The sequence below is a fragment of the Corynebacterium glutamicum ATCC 13032 genome, from assembly GCF_000011325.1.
Taxonomy (GTDB): Bacteria; Actinomycetota; Actinomycetes; order Mycobacteriales; family Mycobacteriaceae; genus Corynebacterium; species Corynebacterium glutamicum.
The window spans coordinates 2,255,633-2,275,944 of record NC_003450.3 but is presented as its reverse complement, the minus strand read 5'-3'; the positions used below and the strand labels follow the sequence as shown (position 1 = coordinate 2,275,944).

Genomic DNA, 20,312 nt, shown 5'->3' with positions numbered 1-20,312 from the left:
TGGAAATTCCAGTCATGAGAGATTCTTGTGGCTGAGTCCCGGCCCTGCCTGGGGCCACCGTTAAATCGAAGGGAATCCGCAAATGCCGTTGACTCCAGCTGATGTGCATAACGTCGCTTTTAATAAGCCGCCTATCGGCAAGCGTGGCTACAACGAAGACGAGGTTGATCAGTTCCTAGATCTCGTTGAGGACGCCCTCGTTCAGTTCCAAGAGGAAAACGAAGACCTAAAGCAGCAGGTCGAAGAGCTAGAGGCGCAGGTTGCCGGTGGTACTTCTTCCGCTGCTAGTTCCTCAACTGCAGGTGCAGCCACAGCTGCAGCTTCCAAGTCTGTTGACGAGGCAGCGCTGCGCAAGGAAATCGAAGAGAAGCTGCGCTCCGAATACGCATCCAAGCTCGATGATGCCTCCAAGGCCGCTCAGAAGGCTCAAAACGATGCGAAGTCCGCTCAAGATCAGCTACAGCGTGCACAAGCTGACGCAAAGGCAGCTCGCGACGAAGCTGAAAAGGCCAAGGCTGAAGCTAAGTCAGCAGCATCCTCCAGCACCACTAAGGCAGCAGCGGTTGGCGCTGTCGGCGCTGGCACCGGAGCAGCAGTTGCTACAGGTGCTGCAAATGTGGACACCCACATGCAGGCAGCGAAGGTTCTGGGACTCGCACAGGAAATGGCAGACCGCCTGACCTCAGAGGCTCGCTCCGAATCCAAGTCCATGCTGGACGAGGCTCGCGAAGCAGCAGAGAAGCAGATCGAGGAAGCAAACAGCACCTCCAACCGCACTCTGGAAGATGCTCGCGCAAACGCTGAGAAGCAGATCGCTGAAGCGCAGAACCGCGCTGACACTCTGGTCAACGAAGCTGACGCTAAGGCTAAGAACCTGGTTTCCGAAGCCGAGAAGAAGTCCGCAGCCACCCTGGCCGCATCCACCTCTCGTGCAGAAGCTCAGATCCGTCAAGCCGAGGACAAGGCAAACGCCCTCCAGGCAGACGCAGAGCGCAAGCACACCGAAACCATGGCTGCAGTCAAGGAACAGCAGAATGCTCTGGAGACCCGCATCGCGGAACTGCAGACCTTCGAGCGTGAGTACCGCACCCGTCTGAAGTCCCTCCTCGAGGGCCAGCTGGAAGAACTCAACGCACGTGGCTCCTCTGCACCAACCAACAACAAGCCATCTGGTGAGTAAAAAGAAAGATTAGTTATCTTTCACCCGGCTCCCGGGTCCGGACTATATGCGTAAGCATCCGGATCCGGGAGCTTTTTGTTCGGCTTTCATTCCAACATCGTCCATATCGCACTCCAAGGAACTGTGACTCTGGTGTTCTTCGCCGCAATAATTTTGTCTCTTGTCGGTTTTATTCTGTTGGTCATCACCGTGATCGAACCCTCCCATACGTGGACGGTGTTGCTGATTATCGTCGTGGTAGCTGGACTTATATGTTTTGGCATAGACATGTGGAACAAGCGTAAAGCCCACTGAGACTGCACGACTTTTGGATTTTCTAAGGTGCGCTATAATAGTCCACAGTCGCGCAACGGTTGTAGCAATCTTTTCACTCGTTGTGGCGGAGGTTATGATCCGGCAATCACCGGGGAGCTTTTCGGAAGAACGGCACCTTCCCTTAGTGGGAAATGCCTAGTAGAACCGAACGGGTGGGACCGTGAAAGACCTTTTGTGTCAACGAAGTGGAGCTAGTTAATTTAGCTCAAGCTGGGTGGTACCGCGTCCGTTTTTTAGGGCGTCCCCGCAGGTAGAACGATAATTATTGTTACTTGCGTGAAGGATGGGACCGAACACACATGTCTGAAGCCGTTGGCGGAGTTTACCCACAGGTTGATTTATCTGGTGGGTCATCCAGATTTCCAGAGATGGAAGAGAATGTACTGAGCTACTGGAAGAAGGATGACACCTTCCAGGCCAGCATCGATCAGCGCGATGGTGCTGAAGACTACGTCTTTTACGATGGCCCTCCTTTTGCAAACGGTCTGCCACACTACGGCCACCTACTGACTGGTTACGTCAAGGACATTGTTCCTCGCTACCAGACCATGCGTGGCTACCGCGTTCCTCGTGTCTTCGGTTGGGATACCCACGGTCTGCCAGCTGAACTTGAGGCTGAAAAGCAGCTCGGCATCAAGGACAAGGGCGAGATCGAGGCCATGGGTCTTGCCAAGTTCAACGAGTACTGTGCAACCTCCGTGTTGCAGTACACCAAGGAATGGGAAGAGTACGTCACCCGCCAGGCTCGTTGGGTGGACTTTGAAAACGGCTACAAGACCATGGACCTTTCTTTCATGGAGTCCGTGATCTGGGCGTTCAAGGAACTCTACGACAAGGGCCTGATCTACCAGGGTTTCCGCGTTCTTCCTTACTCCTGGGCAGAGCACACCCCACTGTCCAACCAGGAAACCCGACTGGATGACTCCTACAAGCTGCGCCAGGATCCAACCCTGACCGTCACGTTCCCAGTCACCGGTGTCGTCGAAGGTTCTTCTGCAAACGCTGGCCTGGTGGGAGCGTTGGCTCTTGCGTGGACGACTACCCCGTGGACCCTTCCATCCAACCTTGCGTTGGCTGTGAACCCAGCGGTGACCTACGCATTGGTTGAGGTTGCTGAAGACGGTGAGGCAGAATTCGTCGGCAAGCGTGTGCTTTTGGCTAAGGACCTCGTTGGTTCCTACGCCAAGGAACTCGGTGCTGAGGCTGTTATCGTTTCTGAGCACCCAGGCTCTGAACTGGTCGGACTGACCTACGAGCCAATCTTTGGATATTTCCGCGATCACGCGAACGGATTCCAGATCCTCGGTGCAGAGTACGTCACCACCGAAGACGGCACCGGTATCGTCCACCAGGCACCAGCTTTCGGTGAAGACGATATGAACACCTGTAACGCTGCCGGCATTGAGCCAGTCATCCCAGTGGACATCGACGGCAAGTTCACCGGTTTGGTTCCTGAATACCAAGGTCAGCTTGTTTTCGATGCCAACAAGGACATCATCAAGGACTTGAAGGCTGCAGGTCGCGTGGTTCGCCACCAGACCATCGAACACTCCTACCCACACTCTTGGCGTTCCGGTGAGCCACTGATCTACATGGCTCTGCCATCTTGGTTTGTGAATGTCACCGAAATCCGCGACCGCATGGTTGAGGTCAACCAGGACATCGAGTGGATGCCAGCGCACATCCGCGACGGCCAGTTCGGCAAGTGGCTAGAAGGTGCCCGCGACTGGAACATCTCCCGTTCCCGTTACTGGGGTTCACCAATTCCAGCATGGGTCTCCGACAACGACGAATACCCACGCGTTGATGTTTATGGTTCCCTCGATGAGCTTGAGGCTGACTTTGGCGTGCGTCCAAAGTCCCTGCACCGTCCAGACATCGATGAACTAACTCGTCCAAACCCAGACGATCCAACCGGCAAGTCCACCATGCGACGCGTCACCGATGTTTTGGACGTGTGGTTCGACTCCGGTTCCATGCCGTTTGCCCAGGTGCACTACCCATTCGAGAACAAAGAATGGTTTGATACCCACGCACCAGCAGACTTCATCGTGGAGTACATCGGTCAGACCCGCGGTTGGTTCTACCTGCTGCACGTGCTGTCCACCGCACTGTTTGACCGCCCAGCTTTCAAGAAGGTTGTCGCACACGGCATCGTCTTGGGTGATGACGGACTGAAGATGTCCAAGTCCAAGGGCAACTACCCGAACGTCAACGAGGTCTTCGACCGCGACGGTTCCGACGCCATGCGTTGGTTCCTCATGAGTTCCCCAATCCTGCGCGGCGGCAACTTGATTGTCACCGAAAAGGGCATCCGCGAAGGTGTGCGCCAAGCACAGCTTCCAATGTGGAACGCATACTCCTTCCTGCAGCTGTACACCTCCAAGAACGCAACCTGGTCAGTCGACTCCACTGACGTGCTGGACCGCTACATCCTGGCGAAGCTGCACGATTTGGTGGCAGAGACCCAGGCGGCACTCGACGGCACTGACATTGCAAAGGCTTGCGACTTGGTTCGTAACTTCTGTGATGCGTTGACCAACTGGTACGTGCGTCGTTCCCGCGACCGTTTCTGGGCTGGTGATGAAGCACACCCAGAGGCTTTCAACACCTTGTACACCGTGCTGGAAACCCTCACCCGCGTGGCAGCTCCACTGCTGCCAATGACCACCGAAGTGATCTGGCGTGGACTGACCGGCGAGCGTTCTGTGCACCTGACTGATTTCCCATCCGCTGAGTCTTTCCCAGCAGATGCTGATTTGGTTCGCACCATGGATGAGATCCGTGGCGTGTGCTCTGCGGCTTCCTCTGTTCGTAAGGCTCACAAGCTGCGTAACCGTCTGCCACTTCCAGGCCTGACTGTTGCTCTTCCAGACTCTGCTCGCCTGGCAGACTTCGCTTCGATCATCCGCGATGAGGTCAACGTGAAGAACGTGGATCTGACCTCTGACGTGGATTCCGTGGGAACCTTCGAGGTTGTTGTTAACGCTAAGGTTGCAGGTCCTCGCTTGGGCAAGGACGTCCAGCGCGTGATCAAGGCTGTGAAGGCTGGCAACTACACCCGCGAAGGCGACGTCGTTGTTGCCGATGGCATCGAGCTCAACGAGGGTGAATTCACCGAGCGTCTCGTAGCAGCAAACCCTGATTCCACCGCGCAGATCGACGGCGTGGATGGACTCGTGGTTCTGGACATGGAAGTCACGGAAGAACTTGAAGCAGAAGGCTGGGCAGCGGACGCGATCCGTGGCCTGCAGGATGCTCGAAAGAACTCCGGCTTTGAGGTTTCTGACCGCATTTCTGTTGTCGTCAGCGTTCCTGAGGACAAGAAGGAATGGATCACCACTCACGCTGATCACATCGCAGCGGAAGTTTTGGCAACCTCCTTTGAGATCGTCACTGATGCCCTCGACGGCGAAACCCACGACATTGTCGCTGGTGTGACCGCGAAGGTTACTAAGAACTAAGAGTTGTTTTGTTGAGAAAGCCCGCTGCACATCGGTGTGGCGGGTTTTCTCATGCCCAGATATTGACCTTGTCACTGTGTCAAGGCATTGAATAAGTGCCATGAACATAAGTGCCATGGACAACTTCGAACATTCAAATGCATCTATCCGTTTACAAGCAGCGTTGGCCGCAGGAACTGCTGAGGACACCACTGCGATCGATATTCTTTTGTACCGCAGTGGGGTAGAAGAAGACTTCTTTGTGCGCGACATGATCACGTGGGCGCTCACCCGCATGCCAGTTGATGACGTGTTTACCTCACTGGTCGCTGATTTGGATTCTGAGGTACCTGATCGACCATTCGGTGCAAGTCAAGCACTCCACACACTCTCCAAGTTAAGGGTCGCGCAGTCGTGGCAGGAATTGCAAGCACGGCCTTGGCTTTTGCACCGGGAGGACACCGCCCAAACTGCGTGGCGAACCTTTGTGGGACTGGTCCCAGATGATCAGACCGCATGGTTGGCGCACCAATTGCTCCAAGAATTGGATAAAGGAACGCCTGAAATTCAGCGGAGTTTAAGTCGGGCGATGGCGGAATTGGAGGGGAGGGAGGCGTCGATAAGCGTGCTTCTAGGCGCTTTAACGAGCGCGCACGCGGTGGCCACCGCCAAGCTCATTGCGGATCCGGACTCCGATTTCATGGCTGATCTGGAGGAAGCGCGGCGCGTGGATAATATGGGTGCATGCTGATCGGTGAGGTGTCCAAGCTCAGTGGGGTGAGTGCGCGCATGTTGCGGCACTACGAAAAGCTGGGTTTGGTCGAGCCGAAGCAGTCGACGGCGGGGTATCGGGAATACTCAGAAGGCGATGTGCGCAGGATTTTCCATATCGAAGGTTTGCGCAGCTTGGGTCTTAGTTTGAAGCAGGTTGGAGACGCGCTTGAGGATCCAGACTTTGATCCTCAGGCAGTCATTTCCGAGATGATTGCTGAGACTTCTGCGCGGATTTCTATGGAACGGGAGTTGCTTGCCAGGCTGAAAGCGGTGCGTCATGCGCAGGCCTCGGATTGGGAATCGGCGTTGGATGCGGTGCAGATTTTACGTCGCCTGCGATCGGGGGATCCGGCGCAACGTCAAGCCGTGGCCTATGACTCTGTCTCTGGTAAAGAAGCAGTTGCGCTAGAAACCTTGGTGGAATCGGCGCTCGGTGAGTCGCATTTGAACGCGGAGGGGGCGCTGTCGTGGGCGGTTGTGCAGCGTGGTGAGGAAGCTGTTGCATTGGCGGCACGAGGTTTGCGCTCAAGGGATGCGGCGGTGCGGCTGCGGGCTGTAAGGATTGTGGCGAGCGCGCCGAGTGCTGTTGCGGATCGAGTAGAGTGGCTACGGCCAATGATTCGCGATCCCGATGCTCTCGTGCGTGCTGAAACTGCGTTGGCGTTGGGAAAATCAGGCGATGAGAGTGCAGTTGAGCAGCTCGTGTCCATGGTTCTCACCGGTCTTCGGGACGTGGAGGCAGCCGAATTGCTTGCCGGATTTGGGGAGCCCGTGCAGTTAGATGTGTTCAAGAAATTTGCGCGGACGCTGGATGATGAGGAAACAATGTCCCCGACGCGTGGTCGGATTGCGCAAGCGTTGGCGGAGTTTAATCTTGCGCCTGTGGCGTTTTTGGTTGAGCAGCTAGTTGATGATGACAATCCGACGGTTGCTTTTACTGCGGCTGCGATTATCAAAGCCAAGGGGCTGAAGTAAGGTGTCGTGATGTGAATGATGCTGGCTTGAAGACGCGAAACCCGGTGCTTGCCCCCATTTTGATGGTGGTTAACGGCGTGTCCCTTTATGCCGGAGCAGCGTTGGCGGTGGGGCTGTTTGAGAGTTTCCCACCCGCGTTGGTTGCGTGGATGCGAGTAGCAGCGGCTGCGGTGATTTTGCTTGTGCTGTATCGGCCTGCAGTGCGAAATTTTATTGGGCAGACCGGGTTTTATGCGGCGGTGTATGGCGTTTCCACGCTTGCCATGAACATCACGTTCTATGAGGCGATCGCCCGCATTCCGATGGGTACCGCGGTGGCCATTGAGTTCTTGGGACCTATTGCAGTGGCCGCGTTGGGCAGTAAGACGCTGCGGGATTGGGCTGCGTTGGTTTTAGCTGGCATCGGAGTGATAATTATTAGCGGTGCGCAGTGGTCGGCCAACAGCGTGGGCGTCATGTTTGCACTGGCAGCAGCATTACTGTGGGCTGCGTACATCATCGCGGGAAACCGCATTGCAGGCGATGCCTCCTCAAGTAGAACCGGCATGGCGGTGGGATTCACGTGGGCATCAGTGTTGTCTTTGCCGTTGGCGATCTGGTGGTGGCCGGGTCTGGGAGCAACGGAACTTACGTTAATCGAGGTCATCGGATTAGCACTTGGTTTGGGCGTGCTGTCGGCGGTGATTCCTTATGGCCTTGACCAGATTGTGCTCCGCATGGCCGGGCGATCCTACTTTGCGCTGCTCCTGGCTATTTTGCCGATCAGCGCCGCGCTCATGGGAGCGCTTGCGCTGGGCCAAATGTTGTCGGTGGCTGAGCTTGTCGGCATTGTGCTGGTTGTCATCGCAGTTGCTTTGCGACGCCCCTCCTAGCGGTTTCCCACACCGCCAGTCTTCTCAAACTAATCGTTGACCTGTTCGATTAACCTAATTTTCGGCTGGTCAACTACCATAAAAAGCATGCAACGCTGGGTGCTTCACATCGATATGGATGCCTTCTTCGCATCCTGCGAACAACTGACCCGGCCCACTTTAAGAGGCCGCCCCGTCTTGGTCGGTGGAGTCTCCGGTAGGGGAGTTGTCGCCGGAGCATCCTATGAAGCCAGAAAATTTGGCGCCCGCTCAGCGATGCCCATGCACCAAGCCAAAGCCCGAGTAGGTTTTGGGGCAGTGGTGGTGACACCCCGTCATATCGTTTACTCCGCAGCCTCGCGCCGGGTGTTCCAAATCGTGGAAAAACGCGCCGGAATTGTCGAACGCCTCAGCATCGATGAAGGCTTCATGGAACCAGAGGCTCTCGTTGGAGCCACCCCAGAAGAGGTGAAACAGTGGGCGGAAGAATTACGCGCGGAAATTAAAGAAGTTACTGGCTTACCCTCCTCGGTTGGTGCTGGCTCCGGTAAGCAGATCGCCAAAATTGGTTCAGGCGAAGCAAAGCCAGATGGTGTGTTTGTCGTGCCAGTAGACAAGCAACATGACTTGCTTGATCCACTTCCTGTGGGCGCACTTTGGGGAGTGGGTCCTGTGACAGGCTCCAAGCTTGCCTCAATGGGGGTGGAAACAATTGGTGATCTAGCAGCGCTAACCCAAAAAGAAGTAGAAATCAGCCTCGGTGCAACCATCGGAATATCACTGTGGAACCTTGCCCGAGGAATCGACGACCGCCCTGTGGAACCCCGCGCCGAAGCAAAACAGATCTCCCAAGAGCACACCTATGAAAAAGACCTCCTCACCAGGCAACAAGTAGATGCTGCCATCATTCGATCAGCCGAAGGCGCACACCGACGGCTCCTCAAAGACGGACGCGGTGCCAGAACTGTCAGCGTGAAACTGCGGATGGCCGACTTTCGTATTGAGTCTCGTTCCTACACCTTGTCCTATGCCACCGATGATTACGCAACTCTTGAGGCAACAGCATTCCGACTTGCCCGCTACCCCGGAGAAGTAGGCCCCATCCGCCTTGTCGGAGTAAGTTTTTCTGGTTTGGAAGAATCCCGCCAAGACATCCTCTTCCCGGAACTTGACCAACAAATCATCGTACCACCAGCACCCGACACCGATTATGAGGTAGGCGTGCAATCCTCTTCTAGTTCCGAAAGTACTCAAGTTGAAGCGCCGCAAGATGTCGCGTTGAGTATGTGGTGCGCAACGCAAGATGTCTACCACCCAGAATATGGCCACGGTTGGGTACAAGGTGCCGGTCACGGTGTTGTATCAGTACGTTTTGAAACCCGCAGCACCACAAAAGGGCGAACTAAAAGTTTTTCCATGGATGACCCGGACCTCACCCCGGCAGACCCTCTAGATAGTTTGGATTGGGCTGACTGGTTTGCTGAAAATGGTGAAACGGGGGATGACGAATAGGGTTTCATCGGGTTTCGGGGTGCTTTTGGGCGGTGGTTGCCCATGAATAGACGCAAAGGGAAAGAATGTTCTAATATTCACCACAAATTGCTGCCGAAAGGTGGCAGTTTGTGGTGGATCCTTGCCATAGAACCTCGGCAAACATTCAGAAATCCCCGTTGGGCCCTAAGGGGAGGTGGGTTGCAAAAATCCGTCCTCAGTCCGGCGTGAGAGGCCAATTCTGATCGAAAATTTGCGCTAATTCGAGGGGGATATGCAAAAATTCGTTCGATTTAATGGTCTGGCCACAGGTCCGTGACGAGTTCTTGATTAGCGCATCCACAGGAATCACACCTGTCATCCTGGTAACAAAATAGAGCCCTTTCAGAATCACTTTTAAGCGCCTGAATGCACCCCATCCACACCAAAGGTCCATGTGAAAATCCGACCCTTTAAATCGCCTTCTCGAGCCAAAGGGGTCTTCACTGCCCAACCTAATGCAAGACCAAGGGCGAAATTAGTAAAGCGTCACCGGATGTGCGCCCGTCGCAATGGCAATCGCGAGCAAAATACGTGCCTGACCAGCTCTGAAGTAGCGAGATCCCACAGCGCCCTTCGCAGCCAAAGTCGCACCTCCACCTGCACCGCCATACACTCCGGATACTTCACCACGAGGAACCCTAGTGCTCATCACCACGGGAATTCCAGCGTCAAGTGCTTTACCTAGGGCATCACCCATGCGGGAACCAACATTGCCTGATCCCATTGCTTCCACTACAAGTCCTTGAGCACCGGCAGCGATGGCAGCTTCCACCATTGCGCCGGTGGCACCAGGGTATGCGGGGATGATTTCGACAGAGACATCCGCCAATTTAGCTACGGGCAGCGCATCGGGGCGCTCTGGTTCTTCAGGGCCGTTGGTTGCAAACGCCAGCTCATCAGAGGTGTGCCATTTAACGCAGCCGCGAGCAGGGATGACGGCGTGACCGAAGACAATGAGTGCACCAATTCCGCGAGCGGAGGGGTCGGATGCGATGAGGCAGGCTTCGAAAAGGTTGTTTGGGCCGTCGGCTTCGGGATGATCGAAGGGTTTTTGGGCGCCGGTGAAAATGACTGGGCGGGGATCATCAAGGAAGGTGTCTACGGCGATGGCGGACTCTTCCATGGAATCGGTGCCGTGGGTAACTACTACGCCAACAACATCCGGATCCTCCAACACCTTATGAACCGTGGCGATGATGGAATCGAGATCCTCAAACGTCATGGAGGAGGAATCAAGGCGGTTGATTTCGTGGATTTCGAAAGCGATCTGCGCTCCATTGAACCGTGGTGCGATTGGCGCAAGCAGGTCTGCACCGCTGACGGTGGGAAGCAGATGCCCATTTGCGTCGGAAGTACAGGCGATGGTTCCGCCCGTGGTGATTACCGCAACCTTTTGAGGAGCGGAAGTGTGTTCTTCATCATTGTTTAATGGTGTGGAGTGCTGCTTCGACATGCGCTCTAGCGTATCAACTAGCTGCAGTTGTTATGTGCACAGCAGGGGATTGACAGTCTTCTGGCTCAGTTTCGGTTGTTGGTCACAAATGAATCACGTGTACCCTTTGGTGGGAAAGTCATTGAAAACGTCGCACACCTAAGTCGCATGCAGAAGGCGCACGCCTAAATTGTGCAGATAACCTAAACTGGGTGCATTTAGTGTGGGGATGAGGCACGAGATCATCCATCGTCGGTTCCATAGAATGGGTAGCTGTCGAATGCTGATAGATATTTGGTGACCAGAGATTAGAGCAAAGGATCATTTTCATCGTGAAGCTTTTCAAGGCAACCGCAGTTACTTTTACTGTTGCAGCAGCATTGGCGCTCAGCGCGTGCTCCAGCAGTGATGATTCCTCTTCGGAGTCAAGCACCTCTTCTTCCACCTCTTCGGCTGCGTCTGATGCTGCGACTCAGTACCCAACTGCTGAGGAACTGAATGCAATTTTGGCTGTGGCAACCGACCCTGAGGCACCAATCGAGGAGAAGGTGAAGACTGTTCAGGGTTCTGAGAACGCTCCTGAGCTGTTTGAGACCATGACTCAGGCAAAGGTGGAGTCGGGTGCTGAGTTCCAGGTTGTTGGTTCTGTGCTTCCTGGCTATGACCCAACCTCTGAGGTTCTGACCACCGTCATGTTCCAGCTTCCGGACCGCGCTGAGCAGGAAGCTGAAGGCGTGGAGTTTGTGAACACTGATGGTAATTGGCAGCTGTCCCAGGATTGGGCTTGTATCTTGATCACCAATACTGTTGCTCCTGAGCAGGTTCCTGCAATGTGTGTTGGAACTGATGCTTCTTCCGCTGGTATTGAAGAGGCCCCAGCTGAAGAGGGTGCTGTTGTTGAGGAAGCCCCTGTTGAAGAGGTTCCTGTTCAGTAGGGTTTAACGGCTCAGGCTGATTTTCTTCCCCGTCCAACGTTTTCTGATCCACCTATCGTGGCTGGCCAGAATAACGCGACCGGGGAATTTTTCTATCGCCGACTCGAGTTCTTCGCTCAGCGCGAGGGAGAGGTGGTTGGTGGGCTCGTCAAGAAGCAAAAGATCTGGTGGGCTCGCCAGGATGAGCCCGAGCGAGACGCGCCGGCGTTGGCCGAGCGATAGGGCCCGTAGCGGGCTGCTTTGCGACGTCTCCCTCAACAGCCCCATCTCCACGAGGTTGAGTCCGACCGGACCTTTCGATAGGGCGGCGAACAGTTCGTCGACGGGGGTGTTCAACTGCTTTTCCGTCCACTGATCGTCCTGTTTCAGGCGCGCAACTTTCAGCCCTTCGGGGACGATCAATTCACCTTCGGTTGGTTCAAGCACGCCTTCCAGAACGCTCAGCAGGGTGGATTTACCGACACCGTTGGGGCCTTCGACCAGGATGTGGTCGCCGGGATCGATGTGGAAAGTCAAGGGTTGAAGCCTGTTTTCCACAGCAATAGCCCGCACTTCTAGTGTTTCACCGTGACCGTTTCCGGAGGCTTCTGGGATGCCTTGGAATTCCAGTGGCTTTGGAGGTGCTGGGATTTCATAGCGTTCCAATTCCTTCAGGCGGTTTTTGGCGGAGCGGACGCGGTTGCCTTGAGTTTTAGCTGCCCGGTCTGCGTAAAATTTCGCGGTGATTTTAGCTTCCGATTTGGAAACCGAGCTGTGGAAAATATCCGATTCGGTGGTGCCGGTGGTTTCTTCGAGTTTTTCCCGCTCGGTTTCTTGTGCGGTGTACAACTGAGCCCAGCGGGTGCGGCGGGTCTCGCGTTCTTTGATGTATTCAGAAAATCCACCACCAAAAGACACGGCTTGTTTTACTTCTTCGCCGGATCCGCCCTCAGGTCCAAGTGCAGGATCGAGGTCGATTAACTCGGTACAGACGGAGTCGAGGAAGAAGCGATCGTGGCTGGCGATCAGCACTGGACCTTTGAAACGGGAAATCTCCGAGATGAGGAAATCTACGGCTGTGTCGTCGAGGTGGTTGGTGGGCTCATCGAAAATCAGAGCATCGTGTGGTTCCAACAGCAGCGCTGCCAATGCGAATCTGCGGCGCTGACCGCCGGAAAGCTCACCAATGGGAGTGCTGCGATCCACCTCGGCAAGGCCGAGACCCGCGACGATGGTTTCAATACGTGCATCTAATTCCCACAGTCCGAGTTCTTCTGCAGCGCCTAGCGCTGCATCGAAATCTGTGGCGACTTGCGCCTGCTCTTCGGCGCTGAGGGAGGCGTCGCCAAGCTTGGTGGACAAATCTGTAATCGCGGCATCGACCGCGCGCACTGGGGCGACGGCGGCGTCGATAAGCGACTGCACGGGTTGTTCAAACGGTAAGTCTGTTTCTTGGGCGATGAATCCGGTGCGTTCGGGGAGGTAAATCCTGCCCTGGTCGGGTTCCATGACGCCAGCGATGAGGCTGAGCAGGGTGGATTTTCCTGCGCCGTTTTCACCAATCAGTCCGGCGATATCGCCATTGGCAACGGTGAGCGAAATATCGCTTAAAACGTGGGTGTTGGGGTAGGAAAAGCTGAGGCCATCAATGGCAATATAAGCGGCAAAAGTGCGCATAAAAAGGGTCCTTCAATGTCAAAACGCAAGGCCTGCCACAAGCGGTGGGGCCAGTTACGTAAAACTTAAAAAATTAGTTTGCTGGTTTTGACTATTGAAGATCCATGCAGACAAGTATGAACCACAGTTGGGGATTTTGGCAACCCTAATTGGTAAATTACTGGTCTCCGAAGCTCACCGAAGAGGTGGAATCCTGCACCACACGCACCTGCTCATTGGAACCGCCGTAAATCACGCGAGTGGTCCAAGAAACCTGTCCTGACGTGGGTAAAGGCTGAGTCAGATCGACTTCCAAGGTGCCCACGGAGGTGGTGTTGGAATTAAGGACAGTGAGCTGCCCGGTGGTCTCGTCCGATTCTTCATCGGTGATCTCCAACGCACCCATGCTGGGGCGCTGAGAGACTTCCACATCGAGGTTTACTTTGTCGCCGTCGATCCCTGTGATCGTGTAGGTCACGGTTTGTAGCAGCGTTGATTCGCCTGTCACACGGCTATCCACAGTCCACTTCGCGCCCACGCCAATATCGTCAGAGGGGAACACAATGGGAAGGGACGTAAACGTGAGTAAGTATTGCTCCATGAGCATGCGACCAGTTTCAGTGGAATCAACAGGGGCTGCGAAACTTAAGGTGGTGTGCTGTCCACTATCTGTTGCGCGGATTCCCAGCGTGAATCCCTCGGTGGAATTCACATCTTCAACTTGGGAAAGATCGGTGTAGGTAGGTTTACCGAAAAGTAGAGAGATATCGCGAGTCGCGCTCACCATTTCCTGATCGCTGAACTCCGCTTCCTCGGTGGTGGCTTTAACAGGAAGGTGGAATGTGGTGACATCGCCACCGGCTGGTGCCTGCGGATCCACGCTGTCCGCATTCACCACCGATTGGGCAAAACCTTCAGCAATATTGATGGTCTGTTCCTGTGTGGCATCAGGGGCGATGTCTTTGTATTGCAAGCGCTGCAAATCGCCAGTGCCTGGATCCACAACCACCACACGTGGCGTATCCACCGCAAGACCCACCGCCTGCTCAACTTCAGGGGAGTCCGGCTCGGCTGAGGAACTACACGCGGCTAAAGCCAGCGCGGTTGTTAAAGCTAATGCGGACGCGACAACTTTCCGTGAAAGAACTTGCGGGCTGGAGTGGTGAGAGAATCGTTTTAGCACGCCTTTAAACCTATCGGCATCGGCGCCAAAAAGAACAAATGCAAAGTTTAGCTGTCAAAAGCAATCGGAATGGCCGAATTTTTGCTGCAACTGTGTAAAAACCAGCGCTGAATTAAAGATCACCTTTCACCCTTAATTGAGCCTGGGTGGAAGTTTCTACCGCTCATGGGGAAAGATGGTCAACGTGACCTCAAAGGATGCAGGGGCAAACGTGACCCCCATGAGTAAGAAAGAAAAGAGGACAACCGTTAAACAGGTGGTTGCCTTGATGGCCGCCATCGTTGTGGTGATTGCGTCCCTAGACCAAATAGTCAAGCAGATTATGCTTAGTTGGTTGGAACCTGGCGTTCCCGTTCCCATCATTGGGGATTGGTTCCGCTTCTACCTCCTGTTTAACCCCGGAGCCGCATTTTCGATGGGTGGGGAAAACAGCACCTGGATCTTTACAACCATCCAGTTGAGCTTCGTCATCGGTATCGCAATTTATGCCCCACGCATCAAACACAAGTGGATCGCGGCAGGACTTGCCCTTGTTGCCGGTGGAGCCTTGGGAAACGTGTTGGACCGGTTGTTCAGAGATCCTTCCTTCTTCTTCGGACATGTTGTTGATTACATCTCCGTAGGAAACTTTGCAGTATTTAATATCGCCGATGCCTCGATTTCTTGCGGCGTCGTGGTGTTCCTGATCGGAATGTTCCTTGAGGACCGTGAAAACGCCCAGCATGCCAAAGCAACTGACGAGAAGGATGAGGCCTGATGAACAACCGACAAAGCAGAACCCTTCCCGTACCAGAAGGACTGGCAGGCATGCGTGTGGACGCAGCACTGTCCAAGTTGCTGGGAATTTCACGCACCGTAGCTGCAGAACTCGCCACCGCCGGCGATGTCAGCGTTGATGGGGCTGTGGTAGGTAAAAGCGAGCGGCTCGTTGCCGATTCCATGCTGGATGTCTTGCTGCCTGAACCAGCAGCTCCGTTGATGCCCAAGGAAGAAATCGTTCCCGGCCTGGATATTTTGTACTCTGATGACGATGTCATCGCAGTCAACAAACCCGTCGGCGTGGCGGCACATCCCACCGTGGGTTGGGAAGGCCCAACTGTGGTGGGCGGACTTGCAGCTGCAGGTTTCCGCATTTCCACCTCCGGCCCACCAGAGCGCAAGGGTATTGTGCAGCGCCTTGACGTTGGCACGTCTGGCGTGATGGTGGTTGCTGCCTCTGAACGTGGATACACCGTGCTCAAGCGCGCTTTCCGGGACCGCACCGTGGACAAGACCTACCACGCGTTGGTGCAAGGCCACCCTGATCCGCTGACCGGAACCATCGAAGCACCGATCGGCCGCCACCCCTCAGCAGGTTGGCGTTTCGCAGTAACAACTGAAGGCAAACACGCCGTCACACACTACGAAACCCTGGAGGCCTTCCAAGAGGCAACCCTGCTGAAAATCCACCTGGAAACTGGCCGCACCCACCAGATCCGCGTGCATTTCTCCGCGCTGCACCACCCATGCTGTGGCGACCCCATGTACGGCTCTGATCCTGCGTTGTCCGAGCGCCTTGGCCTTAACCGTCAGTGGCTGCACGCCGTCTCGCTTGGATTCAACCACCCAGCAGATGGCCGATGGATGGAAATCGTCTCCCCATATCCAACTGATCTCCAACACGCTTTAGACGTTCTCCGCGAGCAATAATGGATGGTGTCGATAAAGGGCGACGCATCGTCGCCCTCCTAGCAATTCTCGCATTGGTTGTCGTGGTTGCGATCTTGAGTTTCAGCGACCGCACCGCGAAACCCATGCAGCTCAACGGTGACATGCTCGGCCAAGACAACACGGAAACTTCCGTCGAGTACCGTCAGCGGGCATCGGAATCATTGGAAAATGCCGCGGTCGGCGAAGAAGCCTATTCACTGGTGACGTTCACACAGCCGCTTTCGCCTTCCGAGGCCTCTAACCTTCTTAAAGGAGTCGGTCGCGTCAATGCCATGGTTATGCTCTCGGCTCCTGCCATGGATCTACCCGAACCCATCGCAGGCGAGACCCGTGAAGATGTTTTTAACCGTCAAATAAAGCTTGTCGACGCCCAGTTATCCGGTATCGGCAACGTCCGCGCGCCGGGCGAACTCAACGGGGTAGTGGTTTGGGATATTCCTCAGAAAGTTCGTGTGTTGTCCGAGAGCTCGCTGGTTTATAGTGTCGAAACCCTGCCACCTGACGCGGCGTGGGGCAGTTTCGGTATTCGACCAGTCGATACTTCGGGTACTAATTTTTAGAAGAAAATTCCAGATGCCCCAGCGGCCATCTTTTCTTAAAACTAGTAGAACAGAGGAGCGTGTTTCGGTCGGGCGAGGAGACTGGAAGATTGCTAGGCTCGCTTCATGAACAGGGACTCATTTCAAAGCATCGATGAGTTGATCGGAAAAACCCCTCTCGTTAGGTTGGGCCGATTCAATGCAAACACGAGTATCAATTTGTGGGCGAAGATGGAGTCCTATAACCCAGGTGGGAGTGCTAAAGACCGTACGGCTCATGCAATGGTACTGGCCAGCGATCTCCGCCCGGGTGACACCGTAGTGGAATCAAGTTCTGGCAATCTAGGAATTGCCTTGTCTCGAGAAGCGGTCCTAGGTGGCTGGACTTTTCATTGCGTTGTAGATTCGCGTGCTAACCGCAACACAATAGCGCACATGAAGGCACTAGGAACCATAGTGCATGAGATTACAGAACCAGATTACGAAACTGGAGATTGGCTGGTAGCACGAAGAAAACGTGTGGCGCAGCTACGTGCTCAGATGTCTGAAGCGATCTGTCTTGACCAATATTCAAACACAGCGGCTTTTCAGGCACACGAACAAGGAACAATGACTGAAATCGTCGAACAGCTTGGCGGTGCCCCTGATTATCTTCTAGTGGCGGTAAGCACCACGGGAACGATTGGGGGTTGTTTAGGGTACGTAGCTGCACACGGGTTGTCCACTCAAGTTATAGCAGTTGATGCGGTGGGATCAGTTCTGTTTGATGGAAATGCTGGCCCACGCCATTTACCAGGTTTCGGTGCTGGCATGGTCCCGGAATTATCGAAACACTTATCGCCCCACAGGGTTTTTCGTATTGATGATAGGACTTCAGTAGAAGCAGCCCGAAAGATGGCTCAGACAGAAGCCATCTTGCCCGGAGCGTCTGGTGGGGCCGTCCTCGCTGCTATGGAGATATTACGCCCCGACATCCCTGCGGGTAGCAATGTAGTAGTAATTCTTCATGATGACGGAAATAAGTATTTAGATACGATTTATAACGACGAATGGGTGGAGGAAAACCTTTGTTCAAGGTAGCTATCATTGGTGGCGGACCGCGCGGGTTGTGGGCTGCTGAAGAATTACTAGCTCTTGCTAGGGAGAGAGGAGCCAGCATTGATCTTCATGTTTTTAATGATGGTCTCGGTGTGGCATATCAACCTGATCAGCCTGAAGAATGGCTGATAAATGTACGATCTTCCACGATTAATACACAGTTCAGCGACTTCAGTCAATGGCTACGAAAACGCAATGTAGATTCATCTTTCCCACCTCGACGATTAGTAGGGGAGTTCCTGGAAGAATCTTGGGATGCGCTTCTTGAATATGTACCTCAGGGGTGTTCTCTTACGATGCACACTAAACATGTAGACACAATCAAACCCTGCGGTAAAAAGAGTGAACGTTGGTTAGTGCAGGAACAAGAGTTTGATGAAATTCTTTTAGCTACTGGACATGCACACGATTGGCCTGGATCCTTATCGCAAGAAGATTTCCCCGGGTCAGTGCGTCTGATCGCATCTCCTTATCCTGCTAATAATCTAGACGGGATCAAGTCCACAGACAGAGTGTTAGTGCGTGGGGCAGCTCTCACTTTCATCGACATCACTCGAGTATGCTCACCGGCCGTATTCATTCCAATAACCCGCACAGGGAAACTAATGATACCGAAGCCCGACGTGACCGACTTATATTTAGAGGACCTCTTAAATGAGGGTTCGGAAAAGATTCGGTCCGCCAAGGATCTTTCCGAACTTAGGACAGTTCTAAAAGAGGTTTCCTCCCAAATTCAGGAACGAGCTGGGAAAAAAGATGAAGAATGGGGAATGGGGGCCACTTGGCGGGAGCTGTACCCCAGCATCGTGGAACGCGCTTCCTACGAAGGGCGTGACAGCCTAATCGGATTTGATCACTTAGCCCGGGAAATGGAAAGATTAGCCTTCGGCCCACCATCCGAAAGTTTTGAATACCTCCAAGAACTCGTAAAATCCGGAGTGGTAGACATCACTCACCTGCATCGTGGCCGGGAACCACTGACAGATTTAGTTCGTGAACTTGAAATAACTGTGGTGATAGACGCTGTTCTTCCCCCGCCGGGAGTAGTGCCAGGCACATTGGTGCACAATTTGGTAAAAGAGGGATATGCCAGAATGCGTCCTGGGACTCGGGGGTTAGATGTAGCGGCTGACGGCACCGTTCAAGGGCAACGACATTTGGCTGCAGTCGGACGGATGACGGAAGATGTGGTTTTGGGTAATGACACATTGTCGCGATCATTACATGACATAATCCCGAAGTGGGCTCGTCGAGTTATCCGCGACGCGAGCACGTATCCCGATAGGGTACATGGTACTCCACCGCTTCCGGCACGGTTGGAACCCTGGGCGGAAAAGCTCACTTCAGATCCGGCCACATGCCGCCACCTGATTGAAGAATTCGGGAGTCCTGTGAATGTACTCCATTCAGGTTCTATGCCTCGTAATATAAATGAGTTGGTTGACGCCGGCATTCAGATGGGGGTGGATACTCGAATATTTTTTGCCCGCAAAGCGAATAAGGGTCTTACCTTCGTTGATGCCGTTAAAGACACCGGTCATGGTGTAGATGTAGCCAGTGAACGAGAGTTATCTCAGGTGCTTAATCGTGGAGTCCCAGGAGAGCGGATCATTCTATCCGCAGCTATCAAACCGGACAGACTATTGGCATTAGCGATCGAAAATGGCGTGATCATCTCTGTGGATTCGCGTGATGAATTAGATCGCATTTCGGCTTTGGTTGGTGACCGCGTTGCACGAGTTGCGCCTAGAGTAGCTCCAGATCCTGCAGTCTTACCTCCAACTAGATTTGGTGAGCGTGCTGCAGACTGGGGTAATCGGCTTACCGAGGTGATACCCGGCGTGGATATTGTGGGTCTTCACGTTCACCTCCATGGCTATGCTGCAAAAGACCGTGCTCTGGCTCTGCAGGAATGTTGCCAACTCGTCGATTCTCTCAGAGAATGCGGGCATTCCCCACAGTTTATTGACCTTGGAGGAGGGGTGCCTATGAGCTACATTGAATCTGAGGAAGATTGGATCCGTTATCAATCCGCTAAATCTGCGACTTCAGCCGGGTATGCCGAATCCTTTACGTGGAAAGACGATCCGTTATCTAATACGTACCCGTTCTATCAGACCCCAGTGCGCGGTAATTGGTTGAAAGACGTGCTTTCTAAGGGGGTAGCTCAGATGCTCATTGACCGGGGATTGCGGTTACACCTAGAGCCTGGTCGAAGTTTACTAGATGGGTGTGGCGTCACTCTTGCCGAAGTTGCTTTTGTGAAAACCCGAAGTGACGGGTTGCCTCTAGTGGGACTGGCTATGAACCGAACGCAGTGCCGGACTACATCCGATGATTTTCTCATTGATCCCCTGCATATCACTGACGGTGATGTAGGCGAGGAAATCGAAGCATATCTAGTGGGTGCCTACTGCATCGAAGATGAGCTGATTTTACGCCGGCGAATCCGCTTCCCGAGAGGAGTCAAACCAGGAGATATCATCGGAATTCCTAACACCGCAGGATACTTCATGCATATCTTGGAAAGTGCATCGCACCAAATCCCGTTGGCGAAAAATGTAGTGTGGCCGGAGGGGCAGTTAGACGATATCGATGCGGATTAAGACATAACCATTCGCTAATCTTTCGACGCCCCTTCTGAGGTGGGGATTTCTTTTCATCCCCTTTAATTATTTTCGGAAATTTATACAGCAATCCTCGAAATCC

16 protein-coding genes are annotated in these 20,312 nt (G+C 54.0%); 13 read left to right on the top strand and 3 right to left on the bottom strand.

All coding sequences use genetic code 11. From position 1 onward, the window contains the following. Positions 1-82: 82 nt before the first annotated feature. The 7 genes from CGL_RS10675 to CGL_RS10645 all read left to right on the top strand — a co-directional run bounded on the left by CGL_RS10675 (position 83) and on the right by CGL_RS10645 (position 9,050). Positions 83-1,180, top strand: a complete 1,098-nt coding sequence (locus CGL_RS10675) for a DivIVA domain-containing protein (RefSeq protein ID WP_003860384.1) — start codon at positions 83-85, stop codon at positions 1,178-1,180. Positions 1,181-1,255: 75 nt separating this feature from the next. Further along, on the top strand, positions 1,256-1,474 hold the full coding sequence (locus CGL_RS10670; RefSeq protein ID WP_011265889.1) for a hypothetical protein: 219 nt from the start codon (positions 1,256-1,258) through the stop codon (positions 1,472-1,474). Between the two features lie 320 nt (positions 1,475-1,794). After that, positions 1,795-4,959 carry an isoleucine--tRNA ligase gene (gene ileS, locus CGL_RS10665; RefSeq protein ID WP_011014916.1) on the top strand — a complete coding sequence of 1,055 codons (3,165 nt, stop codon included), beginning with the start codon at positions 1,795-1,797 and terminating at the stop codon, positions 4,957-4,959. Positions 4,960-5,074: 115 nt separating this feature from the next. Continuing rightward, entirely contained in the window at positions 5,075-5,689 is a 615-nt protein-coding gene (locus tag CGL_RS10660) for a hypothetical protein (protein ID WP_011014915.1), read from the top strand. Beyond that, a complete protein-coding gene (locus CGL_RS10655) occupies positions 5,683-6,687 on the top strand; it encodes a MerR family transcriptional regulator (RefSeq protein WP_011014914.1) in 1,005 nt (334 codons plus the stop codon). Before CGL_RS10660 ends, CGL_RS10655 begins: the two co-directional genes overlap by 7 nt. 11 nt (positions 6,688-6,698) lie before the next feature. Continuing rightward, positions 6,699-7,559 carry an EamA family transporter gene (locus tag CGL_RS10650; protein WP_011014913.1) on the top strand — a complete coding sequence of 287 codons (861 nt, stop codon included), beginning with the start codon at positions 6,699-6,701 and terminating at the stop codon, positions 7,557-7,559. Positions 7,560-7,646: 87 nt separating this feature from the next. Continuing rightward, positions 7,647-9,050 carry a DNA polymerase IV gene (locus CGL_RS10645; protein WP_011014912.1) on the top strand — a complete coding sequence of 468 codons (1,404 nt, stop codon included), beginning with the start codon at positions 7,647-7,649 and terminating at the stop codon, positions 9,048-9,050. A 496-nt stretch (positions 9,051-9,546) separates the two neighbouring features. Here the strand turns inward: CGL_RS10645 and CGL_RS10635 are convergent, their stop codons facing one another. Then, positions 9,547-10,524, bottom strand: a complete 978-nt coding sequence (locus tag CGL_RS10635; protein ID WP_003860401.1) for an asparaginase — start codon at positions 10,522-10,524, stop codon at positions 9,547-9,549. Between the two features lie 311 nt (positions 10,525-10,835). Here CGL_RS10635 and CGL_RS10630 point away from each other — a divergent pair, with 311 nt between their 5' ends. Beyond that, the gene (locus CGL_RS10630; RefSeq protein ID WP_003860404.1) at positions 10,836-11,438 is read left to right on the top strand and encodes a hypothetical protein; all 603 of its coding nucleotides are present in this window, start codon (positions 10,836-10,838) and stop codon (positions 11,436-11,438) included. Between the two features lie 3 nt (positions 11,439-11,441). On the opposite strand, the gene CGL_RS10625 is transcribed toward CGL_RS10630, so the two are convergent. Further along, the gene (locus tag CGL_RS10625) at positions 11,442-13,094 is read right to left on the bottom strand and encodes an ABC-F family ATP-binding cassette domain-containing protein (RefSeq protein ID WP_011014910.1); all 1,653 of its coding nucleotides are present in this window, start codon (positions 13,092-13,094) and stop codon (positions 11,442-11,444) included. Between the two features lie 157 nt (positions 13,095-13,251). Next, positions 13,252-14,112, bottom strand: a complete 861-nt coding sequence (locus CGL_RS10620; RefSeq protein WP_172820751.1) for a hypothetical protein — start codon at positions 14,110-14,112, stop codon at positions 13,252-13,254. Between the two features lie 319 nt (positions 14,113-14,431). Between CGL_RS10620 and lspA the strand changes: the two genes are divergently transcribed. The 5 genes from lspA (at position 14,432) to CGL_RS10595 (ending at position 20,209) form a co-directional block, all read left to right on the top strand. Then, positions 14,432-15,013 carry a signal peptidase II gene (gene lspA, locus CGL_RS10615; RefSeq protein WP_003860409.1) on the top strand — a complete coding sequence of 194 codons (582 nt, stop codon included), beginning with the start codon at positions 14,432-14,434 and terminating at the stop codon, positions 15,011-15,013. Then, positions 15,013-15,945, top strand: coding sequence for an RluA family pseudouridine synthase (locus CGL_RS10610; protein ID WP_003856488.1), 933 nt, complete (start codon positions 15,013-15,015; stop codon positions 15,943-15,945). The genes lspA and CGL_RS10610 overlap by 1 nt, the downstream gene beginning before the upstream one ends. After that, the gene (locus CGL_RS10605; protein WP_011014908.1) at positions 15,945-16,526 is read left to right on the top strand and encodes a hypothetical protein; all 582 of its coding nucleotides are present in this window, start codon (positions 15,945-15,947) and stop codon (positions 16,524-16,526) included. Before CGL_RS10610 ends, CGL_RS10605 begins: the two co-directional genes overlap by 1 nt. A gap of 105 nt (positions 16,527-16,631) precedes the next feature. Next, on the top strand, positions 16,632-17,585 hold the full coding sequence (locus tag CGL_RS10600) for a pyridoxal-phosphate dependent enzyme (protein WP_011014907.1): 954 nt from the start codon (positions 16,632-16,634) through the stop codon (positions 17,583-17,585). Further along, positions 17,555-20,209, top strand: a complete 2,655-nt coding sequence (locus CGL_RS10595; protein WP_011265883.1) for an FAD/NAD(P)-binding protein — start codon at positions 17,555-17,557, stop codon at positions 20,207-20,209. The genes CGL_RS10600 and CGL_RS10595 overlap by 31 nt, the downstream gene beginning before the upstream one ends. Positions 20,210-20,312 lie beyond the last annotated feature (103 nt).